This is a genomic window from Rhizorhabdus sp. P4_G5, from assembly GCF_056401065.1.
The window spans coordinates 114863-132870 of sequence record NZ_JBFUKB010000002.1 but is presented as its reverse complement, the minus strand read 5'-3'; the positions used below and the strand labels follow the sequence as shown (position 1 = coordinate 132870).

Here is an 18008-nt window from a genome sequence, read left to right as displayed (position 1 = left end):
TCTGTCAGCGGCCGGCGGCAGCCGGCGACGAAAGATGCGGCGTCACCTTGTCGCCCGGATTCAGGAAGGCGCCGGCCGACAAGACGACCTTCTCGTTGCCCTGCAGGCCCGAAAGGATCACCACGCCCGCATCGGTAACATCACCGGTCTTCACGTCGCGCCGGGCTGCCTTGTTGTCGGGGCCGACGACATAGACGAACGCTCCCTTTTCGTCGCTAAGCACTGCGGACTCCGGCAGGCGCGGTGCAGAGACCGTGCCGCTCAGGATCGAGGCCGAGGCGAATCCGCCAGGGCGAAGGGCCGAATCGTAGCGCATCTGCACGCGCGCGACACCCTGGCGGGTCTGGGGATCGATCACGGGAGAGATCTGCCACACCGTGCCGGGAAAGGCGCGCGTGCCGCCGATGGGCGTTACCTGCGCGGTGTCGCCCACCTTGAGCCTGGCGAGATCCTGCTCGGCCAGCTGCGCCCGGATTTCGAGTTCGCCGCCCTTCGCGACGCGGAACAGCGCGCCGCTGGACGGGCTGACAACCTGGCCCGGCTCGACGGCGCGGGTGAGCACCAGGCCGGCGGCGGGCGAACGGATGTCGAGACGGCCGATCTGGGCCCGCGTCTGGCCATATTGGGCGCGGGCCACCGCGACCCGGGCGACCGCGGCGTCGCGGCTCGCCGTCTTGCGGTCGATATCGGCCTTGGAGATGAAGCCGCGCGCGACCAGCGCCTTGGCGCGATCGAGCTCGGCCTGCGCCAGAGCGGCATCGGCCTGCGCCACGCGCACCGAGGCGGCGAGCGAATTGGCTTCCTGCGCCTGGACCGAGCGCTCGATAACGGCAAGCGTCTGGCCTGCGGCGACCCAGTCGCCCGGCTCGACCAGCACGCGTTGGACCATGCCGCCTTCTCCAGCGACGCCCACCGGCATCTCGCGCTTCGCGAACAGCGTACCGGTCGCGTTGATGGCGGCGGCGATATCGGTGCGACCGGGAACGATGACGGTTACGCCCGGCGGTGGTGGAGGTGGCGCTGCGTCCTTCTTGCCGAACATGGCGATACCGATGAAGACCGCCAGCAGCAGCACGGCGATCACCGCAGCGATGATGATCAGGCGCCGCCGTCGAGCCCGGCCGCCATCATAATCATATACTTTATAGTCAGACTGGATGCCGGATTCGACGTTCATCCCCATACGCTTTCCACTGCCGGCCCATCGAGCCCTGATGACGATCGGACTGTATTATATCAATATGTCACCTCGCTCAAGGGCACGGCGCCATATCACCCTCATCGAGCCAGAGCTTGGATCATTTCGCACCCGTAAGGCGTTCAGCCCATGTGCAGCGATGATCGATATATCCCTAGCACGTCGCGAAGTGGGCGGCAAAGCAGGAGCTAAACCGAAATGGGAGATAACACCCGCAACATTGCCCTCGTGGTGCCGCTGGCGCTGGCGCTGATGGGCCCGGCGGCGGCGCAGGAGCCGGCTGAAGCGACCATGCGTCCGCCGATGGCCGGCACCCGGCTGGACGTGATCGCAAGCGGCGAGGTGAGCGCGGTGCCCGACATCGCCACGATCGGCGCAGGAGTCGTCACCCAGGCGGCTACCGCGGCGACGGCGATGAGCGATAATGCGCGCCGCACAGCTGCTACGGTGGCCGCTATCCGCAAGGCCGGCGTTGCCGATCGGGACATCCAGACCACCGCGATCAGCCTCAATCCGCAATATCGCTATGCCGACAATCAGCCGCCGGTGATCACGGGTTATCAGGCGTCGAGCCGCGTGAGCGTGCGCTTCCGCGATATCAAGGCCGCAGGGCCGATTCTCGACTCGCTGGTCGCGGCCGGCGCCAACCAGATCGACGGCCCGGCGCTCTCGATCGACAGGCCGGAGCCGTTGCTCGATCAGGCCCGCGAAAAGGCAATCGCCGCGGCGCGGGCGCGGGCGGCGCTCTATGCCCGAGCGGCGGGGTTGCGGGTCACGCGGATCGTCGCGATCAGCGAGGGCAGCTACGACGCCATACCCCGTCCGATGCAAATGATGATGGCGCGCGCCAAGGAGTCGGCGGATTCCTCCATCGAGGCGGGCGAGCAGAAGGTCGCGATCAGCGTCTCGGTGACGTTCGAACTGAATTAGCACTCTATCGCGCGGTTCATCTGTGGACGGATGAACCGCGCCTCACCCCCCGTCGCTTTCCTCGCTCTTTCGGAAGGGCTGGAGGCGGATCTTGGTGCGGTGATCGTCGGCGGCGATACCGGTGCCATCGAGGTTCTGGCCGCGATAATAATGTTTCTGCCACTTCGCGGCCGAAGCCTCGGAATCGGGCTTCCTGAGCCCGTCGAGGAAATTGGCGCGGCTCGCGGTCCAGGCGTCGAACGCCGCCTTCAACTCCGGCTCGTCGGCGATCGGCCGCACCTCGGGCATGATCTTCTCCAGTTCGCCGCGCCGGGCCGGGAAGACATGGCAGAAGGCTTCGCCCTGCTCGAAGCGGATCACGGTGTTGGGCCGGGTGAACTGCCAGTTCATCGTGAAGGTGAAGGGGGTCCAGTCGGTTTCGACCATGCCCGACAGCGGCGCGATGGCGTCCTTGGGCCGGTTGATTGGGCCCTGCACCATCAGGTCATATCCGGCATCGGTGCGAAACACGGCCGGAATGTGGAAGGTGAGGACGCCATAGCCGAAATGGCTGATCGCCGGCTTGTGGTTTTCGTCGTCGGGGGTGATGCGGATCGCGTCGGAGGTCCGGCTGCCGTCCCACCAGGCGGAAAATCCGGCGGGGCAGAGAATCTCCCAGCCATGGGCATTGGCGATCGTCAGCGGCAGGCAGCGATAGGCATAACGCTGGTCGGTCGCGTCCATCCAGTCGCGCTCATAGGGAGCCGGGCGAATTTCGAGCGGCTGCCTCGGCAAGCCGTAGGCGATGAGCTTGGCGCGACTGGTCATAGGTGATGATGCCCCGAACGATTGATGCCATGATTGGCGTTACGGCCGGGCTCTGTCGAGAGGCTTGCAACCGCCAGCCGCGCCACGGCGAAATCATCGGGCATGAAAAAGCCGCCGGAGATAGCCCCGGCGGCTTTGCGTCAGAGATTTGCGGAAGCTTAGCGCATCGCGCCGCGGCGGACGAGATTGACGATTGCCAGCAGGATCACCGCGCCCAGGAAGGCGCTCAGCCAGCCATAGATTCCGCCCGCGCCAAGGGTTGGGCCGAACAGCACGCCGCCGATGAACGAACCGATGATGCCGACGATCACGTTCAGGATGATGCCCTGCTGCGCATCGGTGCGCATGAGAATGCTGGCCAGCCAGCCGATGATGCCGCCCACGATAAGGAAGATAATAAGGTTCATCGAGTCCTCCTGCCGTTGTCATAGGCTCTCGATCATGTCGAAAGCCATCGTTACGCACTACGTTCGAACCCCGCCTCTTGTTCCTTTTGCGCCCATCCGGACGGGTTGTTGTCGGCCTGAAACAGAAAACCCGCCGCCCTTGCGGGCAGCGGGTCCTGTCTCGACCGGAAAGCCCGATCAATATTTCTGCTGGCGCTCGTACAGCGATTTATAATGCTGGATGCGGGTAACGCGCAGCCCCGGCATTCCTGAGCGGTCGACCGCGCGTTGCCAACTGGCGAACTCCTCGACGCTCAGATTATAACGATCGCAAACTTCGTCCGCGCTCAGCAGGCCGCCATTGACGGCCGCCACGACTTCGGCCTTGCGGCGCACGACCCAGCGGGTCGTTCCGGCCGGCGGCAGCGAGTCCAGCGTGAGCGGTTCACCCAGCGGGCCGATAACCTGATGCGGACGAAATTTCTGATTTTCAAGCATACGTTACCCCAAACATGGTCATGCGACCCAGACTCATTCCCCGACACGGTCTTGGCGGTCCGCAATCAAGGAATCTTTGCGTGAGACGGTAAATGGCGGGAACATCTTCGTTAACGCGCCCCGCCACCGACGCGCGCGGCGGCGCCGGCATGGAAGCTGCCCTGCACGCCGAGCCCGCCAACGGCATCGGTGCGCGGCGCGGCCAGCAGGATCGCGGCCGCCCGGTGGGCATGATCATGATGTTCGGTGGGAGCGCCGTTGTGACGTGCAAGCCGTGCGGTGGGCGTCTCCGCCTGGAGGGCGGCGAGTTGTTCGCACAACAGAGTGAAATCCAGCGGTGCTTCCGCCGGCCTGGCGTCGCTGATGCGGAATTCGTCGATCCTGAACTTCATGCTGGCGAGTCCCGTTTTCCGTCTCAGCACAAGAAACGACGGACCGGGAGGAATCTTTAGTCATTTTCCAATCGATTTTGCGAGCTTAGCCGGCAGCTGCTATGGGCGCCCGATGAATCCTGAGTTCCAGATCGAAAGTCGCGACGGCACCTCGCTGAAGGGCGCGCGCATCGTCGTCGCCATGTCGGGCGGTGTCGACAGTTCGGTGGTAGCCGCGCTTGCCGCCGCAAGCGGTGCCGAGACCATCGGCGTGACGCTCCAGCTCTATGATCACGGCGCCGCCGTGGGCCGGAGCGGCAGCTGTTGTGCCGGGCAGGATATCCGTGATGCCCGGGCCGTCGCCGACAGGCTCGGCATCGCCCATTATGTGTTTGATTATGAGAGTCGTTTCCGGGATTCGGTAATTGCCGATTTCGCCGATGAATATGCCGCCGGGCGCACGCCGATCCCCTGTGTGCGGTGTAATCAGGGGGTCAAGTTCACTGACCTGTTCGGCATCGCTCGCGATCTCGGTGCGGACTGCCTGGCGACGGGCCATTATGTGCGCCGCGTGATCGGAGCCGGGGGGCGGGCCGAACTGCACCGTGCCGCGGATCCTGCGCGCGATCAGAGCTATTTCCTGTTCGCCACGACCCAGGCGCAGCTCGACTATCTGCGTTTCCCGCTGGGCGGCATGCCGAAGCCGCGTGTCCGGGCGATCGCCGCGGAACTCGGCCTTGGCGTCGCCGCCAAGCCGGACAGTCAGGACATCTGCTTCGTGCCGGATGGGGATTATGCGAGTATCGTCAAGCGGTTGCGGCCGGAAGCTGCCGATGAGGGCGAGATCGTGAATCTGGAGGGCAGGGTGCTTGGGCGGCACAAGGGGCTGATCCACTTCACGGTTGGACAGCGTCGCGGCATCGAAATCGGCGGCAGCCCGGAGCCGCTCTATGTCGTGCGGCTGGAGCCCGCCACCAAACGCCTGGTCGTCGGCCCGCGCCGCGCGCTGGCAGTGTCGGCAGCGGCACTCGACGACCTCAACTGGATCGGCGAGGGCCATGCCGGACCGGTGACGGCAAAGGTGCGCTCGCTCGCCAAGCCGGTGCCGGCGCGCTTCGAGGGAGGTGTCGTCCGGTTCGAGCAGCCCGAATATGGGGTCGCCCCCGGACAGGCAGCCGTGCTCTATGCGGGCGATCGCGTCCTAGGTGGCGGCTGGATCCGCGAAACCGTGGCAGCGGAACTCGAGCCGGGCTGACGATCAGCTCAGATTGAACACACCCTCGATCACCGTCGCGCATTTGCCGCCCAGCACCACCCGGTCACCCTTCAGCGCGCAACTCAGATAGCCGCCACGCGCCGATGCCTGATAGGCGCTGAACCTCTCCCTCCCGAGGCGCTTCGCCCAAAGGGTGGTCAGCATGCAATGCGCCGAACCGGTCACAGGATCCTCGTCGATACCCGCTCCGGGAGCGAAGACGCGGCTGACGATGTCGGTCTCGTCGCCGGGCGCCGTCGCCATGAACAGGATATCGCCAAAGCTGCGCATCTTCCTGAAATCAGGCGAAAGATCGTGCACTTCGGCCGCGCTGCCATATAGGAAGACAGCATAGCCGCCGTCGCGCCAATAGCTTTCCGTCGGGGTGCCGCCGAGTACCGCAGCATGATCGGGTAGCGGCTTTGGCGCGACTTCCCATGCCGGGAGGGCCAGGCTGTAGCCGTCGCCGTCGCGCGCCACTTCGAGGATGCCGGCCTTTCGGGTCGCAAAGCGCACCTTGTCGACCGATGTCCGGGACGACAGGAGGGCATGGCCGGCGGCCAGCGTCGCATGGCCGCACAGTGCCACCTCGATCTCCGGCGTGAACCAGCGCAGCTCGAAATCGGCGTCGTCGCCGAGCCATGTCACGATGAAGGCTGTCTCCGCGAGGTTGTTCTCGGCGGCGATGGCCTGGAGCGTCGCGTCGTCGAGCCACGCCTCGAGCGGCATCACCGCGGCCGGGTTGCCGGTGAAGGGACGGTCGGCGAAGGCGTCGACCTGCTGGAACGGGATTTTCAAGACTGCATCTCCTCGTTGCCGTCGACATGTCCGGCAGGATCGGGATGGATCAATATTTCGACGCCGGGGAACGCCTCGCGCAGCTTGTCCTCGACTTCGTCCATCACCCGGTGCGCATCGCCGATGGTCATCAGCGGATCGACCCAGACATGGAACTGCACGAAGTCATGATGGCCTGCGGTGCGGGTCTTCAGGTCATGGATACCCTGCAGTTCGGGGTGGCGATTGGCGACTTCGACGAAGGCGCGGCGGCGCTCCTCGGGCCATTCCCGGTCCATCAGCTGGTCTATCGCCTGGCGCGACGCGGTGTAGGCGCCGTAGAGCAGCCATCCGGCAATAGCGATGCCGGCCACTGCGTCGGCACCCTGGATGTCCATGAACTGTTCAGCGGCCAGCGCCGCGATGACCGCGGCGTTGAGCAGGAGATCGCTCTGGTAATGGATGTTGTCGGTGCTGATCGCGAGCGATCCGGTCTGCGCCACGACGCGCCGCTGGTAGGTGACCAGCAGCAGGGTCAGCGCCAGTGCGATCAGCGACACCAGGATGCCAGCTTCGGCATCGGCCGGCCGTACTCCCGCGATCAGCTTCTGGATCGAATGGGTGGTGATCCAGAAGGCCGACAGGCTGATCAGCACGACCTGGAAAAAGGCGGCGATCGCCTCGGCCTTGCCATGGCCGAACCGGTGCTGCCGGTCCGCCGGGGTCGCGGCGAGGCGGACGCTGTAGAGCGTTACCAGCGAGGCGATCAGGTCCAGTCCGGTATCCGCGAGCGACCCGAGCATCGCCGCCGAGCCGGTGGTCCAGCTGGCATAGCCCTTCAGGCCGATCAGGAACAGCGCCACGGAGACCGAGGCCATCCCGGCGCGGACGTTGGGGGCGAGCGTCATGGGTAGAGCAGGCCCTCGGTCCAGCCGTCGCCGTCCCGGGTGAACAGGCGGCGTTCGTGAAGCCGATGGGCGCGATCCTGCCAGAATTCGATCCGCTCCGGCGCGACGCGAAAGCCCGACCAGTGCGGGGGGCGGGGTACATCGGCGCCTTGGAAGCGTTCGGTGATCGCTTGGTAGCGCGCCTCGAAGGTGGCGCGGCTATCGAGCGGGCGCGACTGGTCCGATGCCCAGGCGCCGAGCTGCGAATCGCGCGAGCGGGTTGCGAAATAGGCGTCGCCCTCCGCGGCGCTCACCTTGCTGACCGGTCCCTCGATGCGAACCTGGCGGCGCAGCGACTTCCAGTGAAAGAGCAGCGCGGCCCGGCTGTTTTCCATCAGCTGCTCGGCCTTGCGGCTTTCATAGTTGGTATAGAATACGAAGCCGCGTTCATCATGGCCCTTCAGGAGGACCATTCGGACCGACGGTCGACCATCGGCACCGACGGTCGCAACGGCCATCGCTTCAGGATCATTGGGTTCCGCCTGGCGCGCCTCGGCGAACCAGCTGTCGAACAGGGGGAGGGGGAAGTCTGTCATGGTCTGTCTTCTAGTGCGCGCATGGCAAATATCCACCGCCGGCTGGGATGGGATCAGATGACCGCCGATGCGGCAGGGGACCGGCCCCCGTCCAGCGCCAGCGCCACCCGATCCAGCGCTACCGCCAGTTGCGCCTGGTCCATCGCCACGCCCAGGCAAAGGCGCACGCCGGAGATCGAGGAAGGATCGACCAGCGGCGCCGATGGCGGCGTGAGTTCGACGCCGGCCCGCATCGCGCGCGCCACCATGCGCTCGGCCTCCAGCTCCGGCATGGGCAGCCAGAGATGCGGGCAGCGCGGATCGCCCGGCGGGCTGATCGCCGGCCCCAGGCGCTCGATGGCCATCCTGCCGCGTGCCGCCATCTCCGCCTGGACCTCGGCGACGATCTCGTCCGCCGCGCCGTCCTCAATCCACTGGTTGGCGATCAGCGCTCCCATCGCGGCGGGCGCATAGACCCTTGCGAGGATCAGTCGCTGCACCCGATCGAGATGATCGTCGTCGGGCAGGATCAGATAGCCGGCGCGCAGGCCCGGCGCGAGCGCCTTGGAGGTGCCGTTGATGTAGAAGCAGCGCTCCGGCGCATAGCTGCTGAGCGGGGGCGGCGCATTGCCGATAGCAAAGGCCGAATAAAGGTCGTCTTCGACGATCCACAGCTGACGCGCGCGCGCGATCGCGGCGATTTCGGCGCGACGGGCGTCGCCCATGATCCGGCCGGTCGGGTTCTGAAGGGTCGGTAGCGTGTAGAGCACCCGGGCGCCTCCGGCGGCGGCCCGGTCGAGCGCATCGGGGAGCAGGCCCTGCTCGTCCATCTCCAGCCCCAGTGTCCGGTAGCCGCCGGCGCCCGCGATCGAGCGGACGCCGAAATAGGTGGCGGCTTCGGTCATGACCGTGTCGCCGGGGCGGCACAGCGTATCGAGCGCCAGCGTCATCGCCTGCTGGGCGCCGCTGGTGACGACCAGCCGGTCGGCACGGGCATCGGCAAGACCGCTCACCCGCCGCAGCCAGTTGGCGGCGGTGCGGCGGTGCGCCTCATAGCCGCCCGGTGGCGCATAATCGAGGAACTGCGCGATATCGCCGCGCTTGCTCAGCTTGGCGAGCGTGGCTGCGAAGCGCCGCTGGCTTGCCGCGAGCGGCGGCAGGTTGCGGGCGAGATCGATCGAACCATCCGTGCGGCCGGGACGAGGCGCGGTATCGGCCACGAAGCTTCCGCGTCCTACCGTGGCCGTCAGCAGGCCCTGCCGCGCCGCTTCTCCATAGACGGCGGTGACCGTGCCGATGCCGATGCCCAGCCGGTGCGCAAGCTCGCGATGCGGGGGCAGCCGGGTGCCCGGCGTGAGGCGGCCTTCGTCGATATCGCGCCGCAGGGCCGCGAGCAGCCGGCCGGACACGGTCTCAGCATCATCATCGAGAACGGGAGTCCAGGTCATCGGGCATCCAGATTGCAGTTATAATGTCACAATGACAATATCGCCTTTGACATATGACAAAGTAGATCGCAATTGGCGAGTGTCAATCCCAAACAGGATAGGGACAATGAGACAGATATGGATGACAGCCCTCGCTAGCTTCTTGCTGATCGGTTTCGCAGCCGTCGTTTCCGCCGCCGCGCTCGCCTCGGCCGGGCCCGATGCGCGGCCAGAAGGACGGCGAATGATGATCGACGCCCAGTACCGTCTCGCCATGTGCTTGCGACGATAGTCATGGCACCTGATACGCTTCTCGCACTCTGCACCTTCTGCATCGCATCGACGGTGACGCCCGGCCCGAACAACATGATGCTGTTGTCCTCCGGCGCGACCTTCGGCTTTCGCCTGACGCTGCCGCATATTTTCGGGATCAGCATCGGTTGCGTGGTCATGGTGTTGTTGCTGGGGTTCGGCCTGGCCAGCATCATCGCCGGGGCGCCGTGGCTCTACACGACGCTGCACCTCGTCTCCACGGCCTATCTCCTCTACCTTGCGTGGCGGATCGCGACGTCGGCCGGCATGGGCGTGGCCTCGCCGCGGGCGAAGCCGCTGACCTTCCTCGATGCAGCGGCGTTCCAGTGGGTCAACCCAAAGGCCTGGGCGATGAGCCTGGGCGCTGCGACCAGCTTCTCGCGGCCCGGCCACCTGATCGCAGACGTGACCTTGGTGGCGCTGGTGCTCGCGGCCTGTGGCCTCCCCTGCATCATGTTGTGGGCCGGCGGCGGCACCGTGGTGCGCCGGCTGTTCACCCGCCCGTCGGCGCTGCGGGCCTTCAATATCGGCATGGCCGTGCTGCTGGCGGCGTCGCTCTTCCCGGGATGGGCGGAGCTGACCCGAGCGGTCTGAGTTTTACGTCGTCGGGAAAATCCAAGTCCTTATTGCACCGCACAAAGGGATGTGCTGACTCTGTCAGCCATGATTCAGGCCGCTCTGCACCACAAGACAGTCTATCGCTACGATCACCCGGTCGTGCTCGGGCCCCAGGTGATCCGGCTACGGCCGGCGGCGCACAGCCGCACCGCGGTCGACAATTATTCGCTGCGGATCGTTCCCGAGAACCACTTCATCAACTGGCAGCAGGATCCGCACGGCAACTGGCTGGCTCGGCTCGTTTTTCCGGAGCGGACCAACGAGTTCTCGGTGACCGTGGATCTGATCGCGGACATGGTCGCGATCAATCCGTTCGACTTCTTCGTCGAGGATTATGCCGAGCAACGCCCGTTTACCTATGCGCCCGATCTCGCTTCCGATCTCGCCGCCTATTTCGAACTCGAGCCGCAGGGGCCGCTGTTCGACGAGTTCGTGGCGCAGTTCGCCGATGTGCGCATCCGCACGATCGATTTTCTCGGCAATCTCAACATCGCGATCAATCAACGCGTCGGCTATGTCATCCGGCTCGAACCCGGCGTGCAGACGCCGGAGGATACGCTGGCGATCGGCACCGGCAGCTGCCGCGACTCTGCCTGGCTGCTGGTCCAGGCCGCACGGCGGCTTGGCCTCGCTGCGCGCTTCGTGTCGGGCTACTCGATCCAGCTGACACCGGACATCATTCCCATCGAAGGGCCCAAGGGCGTGTCGCAGGACGTCTGCGATCTCCACGCCTGGGCCGAGATCTACCTGCCCGGCGCCGGCTGGATCGGCATGGATGCGACCTCCGGCATGTTCGCGGGCGAGGGGCATATCCCGCTCGCCGCCACCCCCCACTATCGCTCGGCTACGCCGATCGAGGGCGCGGTGCTCGAACCCGCCCATGTCGACTTCCACTTCGACATGAACGTCCAGCGCATCGCCGAGGCGGTGCGGATCACCAAGCCGTTCACCGACGCGCGCTGGGATGCGCTCGATCGGCTGGGCGAGCAGGTCGACGCCGACCTGGTGGCACAGGATGTGCGGCTCACCACCGGCGGCGAGCCGACCTTTGTCGCGCTAGATGATCCCGAGGCGCCCGAATGGAACGGCGACGCCGTCGGTCCCACCAAGGCGGGCTATGCCGACCGGCTGATCCGCAAGCTGCGCGAGCGCTATGCGCCCGGCGGCATGCTCCATCATGGCCAGGGCAAATGGTATCCGGGCGAAAGCCTGCCGCGCTGGGGCTATTCGGTCTATTGGCGCACCGATGGCGTGCCGGTCTGGAAGGATGCCAGCCTGATCGCGGGAAGCGACACCGGCAAGGCGGTGACCAGCGACGATGCCGGCACCTTCCTGGCGGAGATCGCGGAGAGCCTCGGGGTCGGCGCCGAGATGGTGCAGGAAGCCTATGAGGACGGCATCGAATGGGCGGTCAAGGAAGCCCAGCTCCCGGAAAATGTCGATCCGACCGATCCCATGATCGACGACCCCGAAGCGCGGCACCGCATGGTCAAGGCATTCGAGCATGGCCTGAGCAAGCCGGTCGGCCATGTCCTGCCGATCCAGCGCTGGCAGGCGGCGCAGGCGCCCGAGCCGCGGCGCTGGCGATCGGAACGCTGGCAGGTGCGGCGCGGCAAGCTGTTCGTCATGCCCGGCGACGCCGCCATCGGCTATCGCCTGCCGCTCGGCTCGCTCCCCTATGTGCCGCCGGCCGACTATCCCTATCTCCACGTCCAGGACACCACCGAGCCGCGCGGGCCGCTGCCGCTTTTCGAGCCGGCGCGCGGCGAAGAGCCGGCCCAGCGGGCCGAGACCGTGGCGCCTGCGGCCGGCGGCACCGCGGCGCAGGCGCGCCAGGAACAGAAGATCATCGAGGGCGCGGTCCGCACCGCGATGACGGCCGAATCGCGCGGCGACTATATCGCGGTGTTCCTGCCGCCGACGGAGAAGCTTGAGGATTATCTGGAACTGGTCGCCGAGATCGAGGCGACCGCCCAGCGCACCCGCGTTCCGGTGCGGATCGAGGGCTATGGCCCGCCGCCCGATCCGCGCCTCAACGTCCTCAAGGTGACGCCCGATCCGGGCGTGATCGAGGTCAACGTCCAGCCGGCGGCGAGTTGGGCCGAGACCGTCGACATCACCACCGGCCTTTACGAGCTGGCGCGGGAGACCGGGCTGACCGCCGACAAGTTCATGATCGACGGCCGCGCGATCGGCACCGGCGGCGGCAACCACATCGTGCTCGGCGGGCGTTCGGTGACCGACTCGCCGTTCATCCGCCGGCCGGACATGCTCAAGAGCTTCATCCTCTATTGGCAGCGCCATCCGGCGCTCAGCTATCTGTTCTCGGGCATGTTCATCGGTCCGACCAGCCAGGCACCGCGTATCGACGAGGCACGCCATGACGGGCTGTACGAACTCGAGATCGCGCTGTCTCAGGTGCCGATGCCGGGCCAGGGCGAGACGCCGCCGCCATGGGTGGTCGACCGGCTGTTCCGCAACCTGCTGGTCGACGTCACCGGCAACACCCACCGCACCGAGATATGTATAGACAAAATGTTCTCGCCGGATGGGCCGACGGGCCGGCTGGGGTTGCTCGAGTTCCGCGGTTTCGAAATGCCGCCGGAACCGAAGATGAGCCTGGCCCAGCAACTCCTGATCCGCGCGCTCGCCGCCTGGTTCTGGCGCGAACCGCAGCAAGGCGGGCTGGTGCGCTGGGGCACCGCCCTGCACGACCGCTTCCTGCTGCCGCATTTCGTCTGGGCCGATTTCATGGAGGTCCTCTCCGACCTGCGCCACGCCGGCTATGATTTCGATCCAGCCTGGTTCGAGGCGCAGCGCCAGTTCCGCTTTCCGGTTCACGGCACGGTCTCGGCAGGCGGCGTGACCCTGGAGATCGCGCATGCGCTCGAGCCCTGGCATGTGTTGGGCGAAACCGGTGCGATCGGCGGCACGGTGCGCTATGTCGACAGCTCGACCGAGCGGCTACAGGTGAAGGCGAGCGGCCTGGTGCCGGGCCGCCATATCGTGGCGGTGAACGGCCGTGCGGTGCCGATGACGCCTACCGGCGTGCCGGGCGAAGCGGTCGGCGGTGTGCGCTACAAGGCGTGGAAGCCGGCCAACTGCCTCCACCCGCTGCTGGATGCCGATGCCCCTTTGACCTTCGATCTGCTCGACAAGTGGAATGGTCGTTCGCTAGGCGGGTGCGTCTATCATGTCGCGCATCCGGGGGGACGCAGTTATGACACCATTCCGATCAACGATCTCGAGGCCGAGGCGCGCCGTCGCGCGCGCTTCCAGGGCCATGGCCACACGCCCGGCCCGGTGACGATCCCGATGACCGAACGGGCCAGCGAGTTCCCGGTGACACTCGACCTTCGCACGCCGCCCAACTGGTAATGGCCGTCGCGCAGGGGGATATGATGGCGGAACTGCCAGGCATGCCGAGCCTCGGGGATGGTTGGCTCCACAGCTATATCGGCAAGGCGGGAAGAGCCGATGCATTGCGCGGCGACGTCGGGCGCGGCGCCAAATGGTGGCACGCGCTGTTCGACGGCGTCGGACGGCTGAGCGAAGGCCGGCTCGACCTGCTTCAGCAGCGCATGGCGCGCCAGGTGCAGGAGCTCGGCACGGCCTTCCGCCTGCCGGGCGAGGAACGCGAACGGCCCTGGCCGGTGTCGGCGATGCCGCTGCTGATCGGTGAGGACGACTGGGCGATCATCGCCGCCGGCGTGTCGCAGCGCGCCGAGCTGCTGGAACGGGTGCTCGACGATATATTCGGCGCGCAGAAGCTCGTCGCCTCCGGCGCCATCCCGGCTGCGCTGGTCACGGGAAGCCGCGCCTATTGGCGCTCGCAGGTCGGAATCAAGCCGCCTGGCGGCCATCGACTCCACATCTACGCGGCCGATCTGTGCCGCGACCCCAGCGGCGAATGGCGGGTGCTCGACGATCATGTCCGCGCACCGGTGGGAGCCGGCTATGCCCTCGAAAACCGGCTCGCCTCGACTCGCCTGATGGGCTCGCTACAGACCCGCCTGCATGTGGAGCGGCTGGCGCCGTTCTTCTCGGCATTCCGCGAGGGGCTGGCGTCAGCATGCCGCCGGTCGGAACCGCGCATCGGCCTGCTGACGCCGGGACGCTACAACCAGAGCTACGCCGAGCAGGCGCATCTCGCCCGCTATCTCGGCCTGTTGCTGGTCGAGGGCAGCGATCTGGCGGTGCGCGAGGATGGCCTGTTCGTCCGCACGATCGAGGGTCTCAAGCGCGTTGACGCCCTGTGGCGTCGCATCGATTCGCGGCTGCTCGATCCGCTGGCCTTCGATGCGACGTCTGCGATCGGTGTCCCTGGTCTGATGGACGCGATGGCGGCGGGGCAGGCGGTGATCGCCAACGCTCCCGGCGCCGGCGTGGTCGAATCGACCGCGATTGCAGCCTTCCTGCCCACGCTGGCGCGACGTCTGCTGGGCGAGGACCTGGCGCTTCCCAACATCGCCACCTGGTGGTGCGGACAGGAGACCCCGCGCGCGCAGGTGGAGGCGCGTCTCGATGAGATGCTGATCGCGCCGGCCTTCACCGAAACGCCGGTGGGCCTGCCGCGTGGCCGCCCGGTGCTCGCTTCCACGCTGAGCAGCGCCGAGCGCGCGACCCTGCTGGCCGACATGCACCGGCGGCCCCATGACTATGTTGCGCAGGAGGATGTCCACCTGTCGACCACCCCCGTCGTGCAGGACGGACAGCTGGTGCCGCGGCCGTTCACGGTGCGGGTGTTCGCCGCGCGTGACGGGCAGGGGAACTGGACGGTGATGCCCGGCGGCTTCGCGCGGATCGGCGACGATTCGGATGCGCGCGCAACGGTGATGGGCGAGGGTGCTTTCTCGGCCGATGTGTGCATCGTCGGGTCGAAGGCGGTCGAGCCGATCTCGCTGCTGCCCCAGAAGGTGCCGATCCGGCGCAATCCTGGCACCCTGCCGAGCCGCGCCGCCGACAATCTCTACTGGCTGGGCCGCTATCTCGAGCGCGGCGAGGCGACCTTGCGGCTGGTGCGCGCGACGCTGGGCGGATCGATCGTCGCCGATGGCGGTGCCGCGCTTTTCCCGCTGACGTTGGACAGGCTCGGCACGATGCTCGTCTCGTCCGGAGCGGCCGTGCCCCAGCAGGACGAGCATGACGAGGAAGAGGATGACGCGCCCGAGCACAGCTTCGGCGAAACCCATGATCTGCGCGAACTGGCGCGGTTGGCGCTGGACGGCGAGGGACCGGCGAGCGTCGCCACCCTGATCCGCAATGCCCGCGTGATCGCCAGCGGCACGCGGGACCGGCTGTCGGCTGATGTCTGGCGGCTGGTCGATGCGCCGCTGGCCAATGCCACCTCCGAAGACGCGGAGGCGACCCTCGCGCGGGCGGTCGACCTGCAGGAGCGTTTCTCCGCGCTGTCCGGCCTTGCGGCGGAAAATATGGGGCGAACCGCGGGCTGGCGGTTCCACGACATGGGGCGCCGGGTCGAACGAGCGCTGTGGGGCTGCCGCCTGGTCCGCATTTTCGGCGGCAAGGACGCATCGGCCGACGACCTGACCACCTTGCTCGATCTGTGCGACAGCCAGATCAGCTACCGCGCCCGCTATCTGATGGGACTGGCGCTGGAGCCTGTCCGCGACCTGGTTGCGCTCGATCCCTATAATCCGCGCGCCATTGTCTATCAGATCGAGCGGATCTCCGAGCATCTCAAGGCCTTGCCCGCGCTCCGTGACGACGGCATGGCCGAACCGCATGTCGCGATCTTCTATCGTATCGAGGCGGTGACGCGCACCACCAGCGCGGACGCGCTCGATTCGAAGATGATGCTCAGCCTCGAGAACATGCTGTCGGAGATGTCCAACGCGATCAGCGCCCGCTTCTTCCTGCAGGGTAGCGAAGGCTTCCGGATGTCCGGTATGACGCTCGCTTGATGCTCTATCAGGTCCGCCACAAGACTCGCTTCCGCTACGCCTTTCCGGTCAGCTTCGCGCGGTGCAATCTCAGGCTGCAGCCGGTCGAATGGGGGGGGCAGACGCTGGAGGACTATGTGCTGGAGCTGTCCCCGGCTGCGCACGTCACCGGAACCCGGCCGATCGGCTATCTCGGCAATGTAACGCGGATGGTGATGGACCGGCCGTCGCGCGAACTCAGCATCGAGAGCAGCTTTCGCATCCGCGTCGACCGGCCCGTGCCGAAGCCGCATGTCGACGATCCGACCATCGGCGAGATCGCGGTGCTGGCGCGGACGACGACGGACATGGGGGTCGAGAGTCCAGCCAATTATATCTACCCCTCGCTGTCCATCCCGCTCAGTCCGGAGATTACCGCCTGGTGCTCGGAGCATCTCGATCCGCATCGCGGCATCATCGAGGCAGGGTTGGCGCTCGCCACGCGCATCCATGACCGCTTCACCTATGACGGCAGCGCGACGACCGTCGATACCACCCCCGCCGAGGCTTTCGAGAAGCGCCACGGCGTCTGCCAGGATTTCGCGCAGATCATGATCGCCGGGCTGCGGGGCGTGGGCCTGCCGGCCGCCTATGTGTCGGGCTATCTGCGCACCGTGCCGCCGCCGGGCAAGCCGCGGCTGGTCGGCGCCGACGCCACCCATGCCTGGGTGGTGATATGGTGCGGGCCAGATCGGGGCTGGCTGGGTTTCGACCCCACCAACGCCTGTATGGTCGGCAGCGATCACATCATCACCGCGATGGGCCGCGATTATGCGGATGTCGCGCCGATCGATGGGGTCTTCACAGGGCAGGACGGGCAGAAGATCGATGTTTCGGTCGATGTCGAGCCGATCGAGTAGGGTTGAACACGATAAGGCCTATCCCCGCCCCGCCGCCTTCGCGACCAGGCGGTTCACATAATCGATCTTCCCCATGATCGCCGGCGTCAGCCGGAACGGATAGAGGTCGGGCTGGCCCATGCTCCGGTTCACAGCGTTCAGCGCGAAGCTGTAAGGCACCATCTCGGCCATCAGCTGGTCCGTGCTAGCGGTATAGCAATCGAAGTCGACCACGGCGCCAGGGTGGCTCTCCGGCCCCGGAAACGGCGCCATCCGCATGTCGAAGCCGCCGATCGTCGCCAGCGTGTCCACCAGGTGGAGATAATGAGCGAAGGTTTCGGCGAAATCCTCCCAAGGATGCGACGTCGCGTAGAAGCTTACATAGTCGTCGGTCCAGACCTTCTGGCTGCTCGGGCCGTAATGGTCCTGCAGCGCCTGGGCATAGTCGATCGTCTCGTCTCCGAATATGGAGCGGAACGCCTGCAGTTCCTGCGGGTCCTGCTCGACCAGCCGCGACCAGTAATGATGGCCGACCTCGTGCCGGAAATGGCCGAGGAGCGTGCGATAGGGCTCGCCCATGCTCCGTCGCATCCGCTCGCGCTCGACATCGTCGGCTTCGATCAGGTTAAGCGTCACCACGCCGCCGTCATGGCCGGTCAGGACCTGTCTCTGGCCCTGCAACTCGGCTGAGGGGTCATATAAGAAATCAAAGGCAAGTCCCTGGATATGATCGACTTCCTCGGCCTTGGTTTCCAGTGGCAGACCCAGCTTGATCAGCGTGTGGAACAGCCGGCGCTTCGCTTCCTCGATCCTGCCCCAGCGCTCGGGCACGGTTGGGACGGTCAGGTCTGGAATCGTGCGATTGTGGCGGCAGGCGCGACAGAAGGGGGTGTTGTCGGTGGTCGAGACCAGCCAGTTGCAGACGCCATATTCATTGTTGTTCGCGCAGACCGCGACGTCATGGGTTCCGCCGTTGCCGTCGCGCCAGGTGGTGGCGCCGTCGCCGAGGAACAGGAAGCCATCCGACGCGGGGTCGAAGCCCAGCGTGAAGGCGCAGCCTGGGCACACGCGCACCTCGAAATGGTTCAGGCGCTTGCAGTTAGGGCACGGATAAGGCGCCATAGGTAAGTAACTCGCTTGTAGTTGGGAGGTTTCGGTCGCAGAACGCCAGCGGACCGGCCGAGTT

Annotated in this window: 16 protein-coding genes; 6 read left to right on the top strand and 10 right to left on the bottom strand. The window is 66.4% G+C overall.

Features of this window, described 5'->3' with window-relative positions:
- Window positions 1–4: 4 nt before the first annotated feature.
- Window positions 5–1177, bottom strand: a complete 1173-nt coding sequence (locus AC1DQK_RS02965) for an efflux RND transporter periplasmic adaptor subunit (protein WP_477867243.1) — start codon at window positions 1175–1177, stop codon at window positions 5–7.
- Between the two features lie 219 nt (window positions 1178–1396).
- Here AC1DQK_RS02965 and AC1DQK_RS02960 point away from each other — a divergent pair, with 219 nt between their 5' ends.
- Window positions 1397–2128 (top strand): SIMPL domain-containing protein, encoded by a 732-nt coding sequence (locus tag AC1DQK_RS02960; protein ID WP_477867241.1) that lies wholly within the window; start codon window positions 1397–1399, stop codon window positions 2126–2128.
- Window positions 2129–2170: 42 nt separating this feature from the next.
- On the opposite strand, the gene AC1DQK_RS02955 is transcribed toward AC1DQK_RS02960, so the two are convergent.
- From AC1DQK_RS02955 to AC1DQK_RS02940, 4 genes are all read right to left on the bottom strand, one after another.
- Window positions 2171–2935 (bottom strand): DUF6065 family protein, encoded by a 765-nt coding sequence (locus tag AC1DQK_RS02955; protein ID WP_477867239.1) that lies wholly within the window; start codon window positions 2933–2935, stop codon window positions 2171–2173.
- 158 nt (window positions 2936–3093) lie between these two features.
- The gene (locus AC1DQK_RS02950; protein ID WP_477867237.1) at window positions 3094–3342 is read right to left on the bottom strand and encodes a GlsB/YeaQ/YmgE family stress response membrane protein; all 249 of its coding nucleotides are present in this window, start codon (window positions 3340–3342) and stop codon (window positions 3094–3096) included.
- Window positions 3343–3519: 177 nt separating this feature from the next.
- The gene (gene sciP, locus AC1DQK_RS02945) at window positions 3520–3819 is read right to left on the bottom strand and encodes a CtrA inhibitor SciP (protein ID WP_477867235.1); all 300 of its coding nucleotides are present in this window, start codon (window positions 3817–3819) and stop codon (window positions 3520–3522) included.
- Window positions 3820–3929: 110 nt separating this feature from the next.
- Window positions 3930–4211: a hypothetical protein gene (locus tag AC1DQK_RS02940; protein ID WP_477867234.1), complete on the bottom strand. Its 282-nt coding sequence runs from the start codon at window positions 4209–4211 to the stop codon at window positions 3930–3932.
- Window positions 4212–4323: 112 nt separating this feature from the next.
- Here AC1DQK_RS02940 and mnmA point away from each other — a divergent pair, with 112 nt between their 5' ends.
- The gene (gene mnmA, locus AC1DQK_RS02935) at window positions 4324–5445 is read left to right on the top strand and encodes a tRNA 2-thiouridine(34) synthase MnmA (protein WP_477867232.1); all 1122 of its coding nucleotides are present in this window, start codon (window positions 4324–4326) and stop codon (window positions 5443–5445) included.
- Between the two features lie 3 nt (window positions 5446–5448).
- Here mnmA and AC1DQK_RS02930 read toward each other — a convergent pair whose 3' ends face one another.
- Genes AC1DQK_RS02930 through AC1DQK_RS02915 form a run of 4 tightly spaced genes read right to left on the bottom strand, consistent with a single transcriptional unit; the run spans window position 5449 to window position 9132 of the window.
- On the bottom strand, window positions 5449–6243 hold the full coding sequence (locus tag AC1DQK_RS02930) for a PhzF family phenazine biosynthesis protein (protein WP_477867230.1): 795 nt from the start codon (window positions 6241–6243) through the stop codon (window positions 5449–5451).
- A complete protein-coding gene (locus AC1DQK_RS02925) occupies window positions 6240–7130 on the bottom strand; it encodes a cation diffusion facilitator family transporter (RefSeq protein WP_477867228.1) in 891 nt (296 codons plus the stop codon). Before AC1DQK_RS02925 ends, AC1DQK_RS02930 begins: the two co-directional genes overlap by 4 nt.
- Window positions 7127–7705, bottom strand: a complete 579-nt coding sequence (gene pdxH, locus AC1DQK_RS02920; RefSeq protein WP_477867226.1) for a pyridoxamine 5'-phosphate oxidase — start codon at window positions 7703–7705, stop codon at window positions 7127–7129. The genes AC1DQK_RS02925 and pdxH overlap by 4 nt, the downstream gene beginning before the upstream one ends.
- Before the next feature lie 53 nt (window positions 7706–7758).
- Entirely contained in the window at window positions 7759–9132 is a 1374-nt protein-coding gene (locus tag AC1DQK_RS02915) for an aminotransferase-like domain-containing protein (protein ID WP_477867224.1), read from the bottom strand.
- A gap of 273 nt (window positions 9133–9405) precedes the next feature.
- Between AC1DQK_RS02915 and AC1DQK_RS02910 the strand changes: the two genes are divergently transcribed.
- The 4 genes from AC1DQK_RS02910 (at window position 9406) to AC1DQK_RS02895 (ending at window position 16843) form a co-directional block, all read left to right on the top strand.
- Entirely contained in the window at window positions 9406–10017 is a 612-nt protein-coding gene (locus AC1DQK_RS02910) for a LysE family translocator (RefSeq protein WP_477867222.1), read from the top strand.
- A 69-nt stretch (window positions 10018–10086) separates the two neighbouring features.
- Window positions 10087–13419, top strand: a complete 3333-nt coding sequence (locus AC1DQK_RS02905; RefSeq protein WP_477867220.1) for a transglutaminase family protein — start codon at window positions 10087–10089, stop codon at window positions 13417–13419.
- Between the two features lie 23 nt (window positions 13420–13442).
- On the top strand, window positions 13443–15965 hold the full coding sequence (locus AC1DQK_RS02900) for a circularly permuted type 2 ATP-grasp protein (protein ID WP_477867218.1): 2523 nt from the start codon (window positions 13443–13445) through the stop codon (window positions 15963–15965).
- Entirely contained in the window at window positions 15965–16843 is an 879-nt protein-coding gene (locus AC1DQK_RS02895; protein ID WP_477867216.1) for a transglutaminase family protein, read from the top strand. Before AC1DQK_RS02900 ends, AC1DQK_RS02895 begins: the two co-directional genes overlap by 1 nt.
- An 18-nt stretch (window positions 16844–16861) precedes the next feature.
- Here AC1DQK_RS02895 and AC1DQK_RS02890 read toward each other — a convergent pair whose 3' ends face one another.
- Entirely contained in the window at window positions 16862–17944 is a 1083-nt protein-coding gene (locus AC1DQK_RS02890) for a zinc-binding metallopeptidase family protein (protein WP_477867214.1), read from the bottom strand.
- Between the last annotated feature and the right edge of the window lie 64 nt (window positions 17945–18008).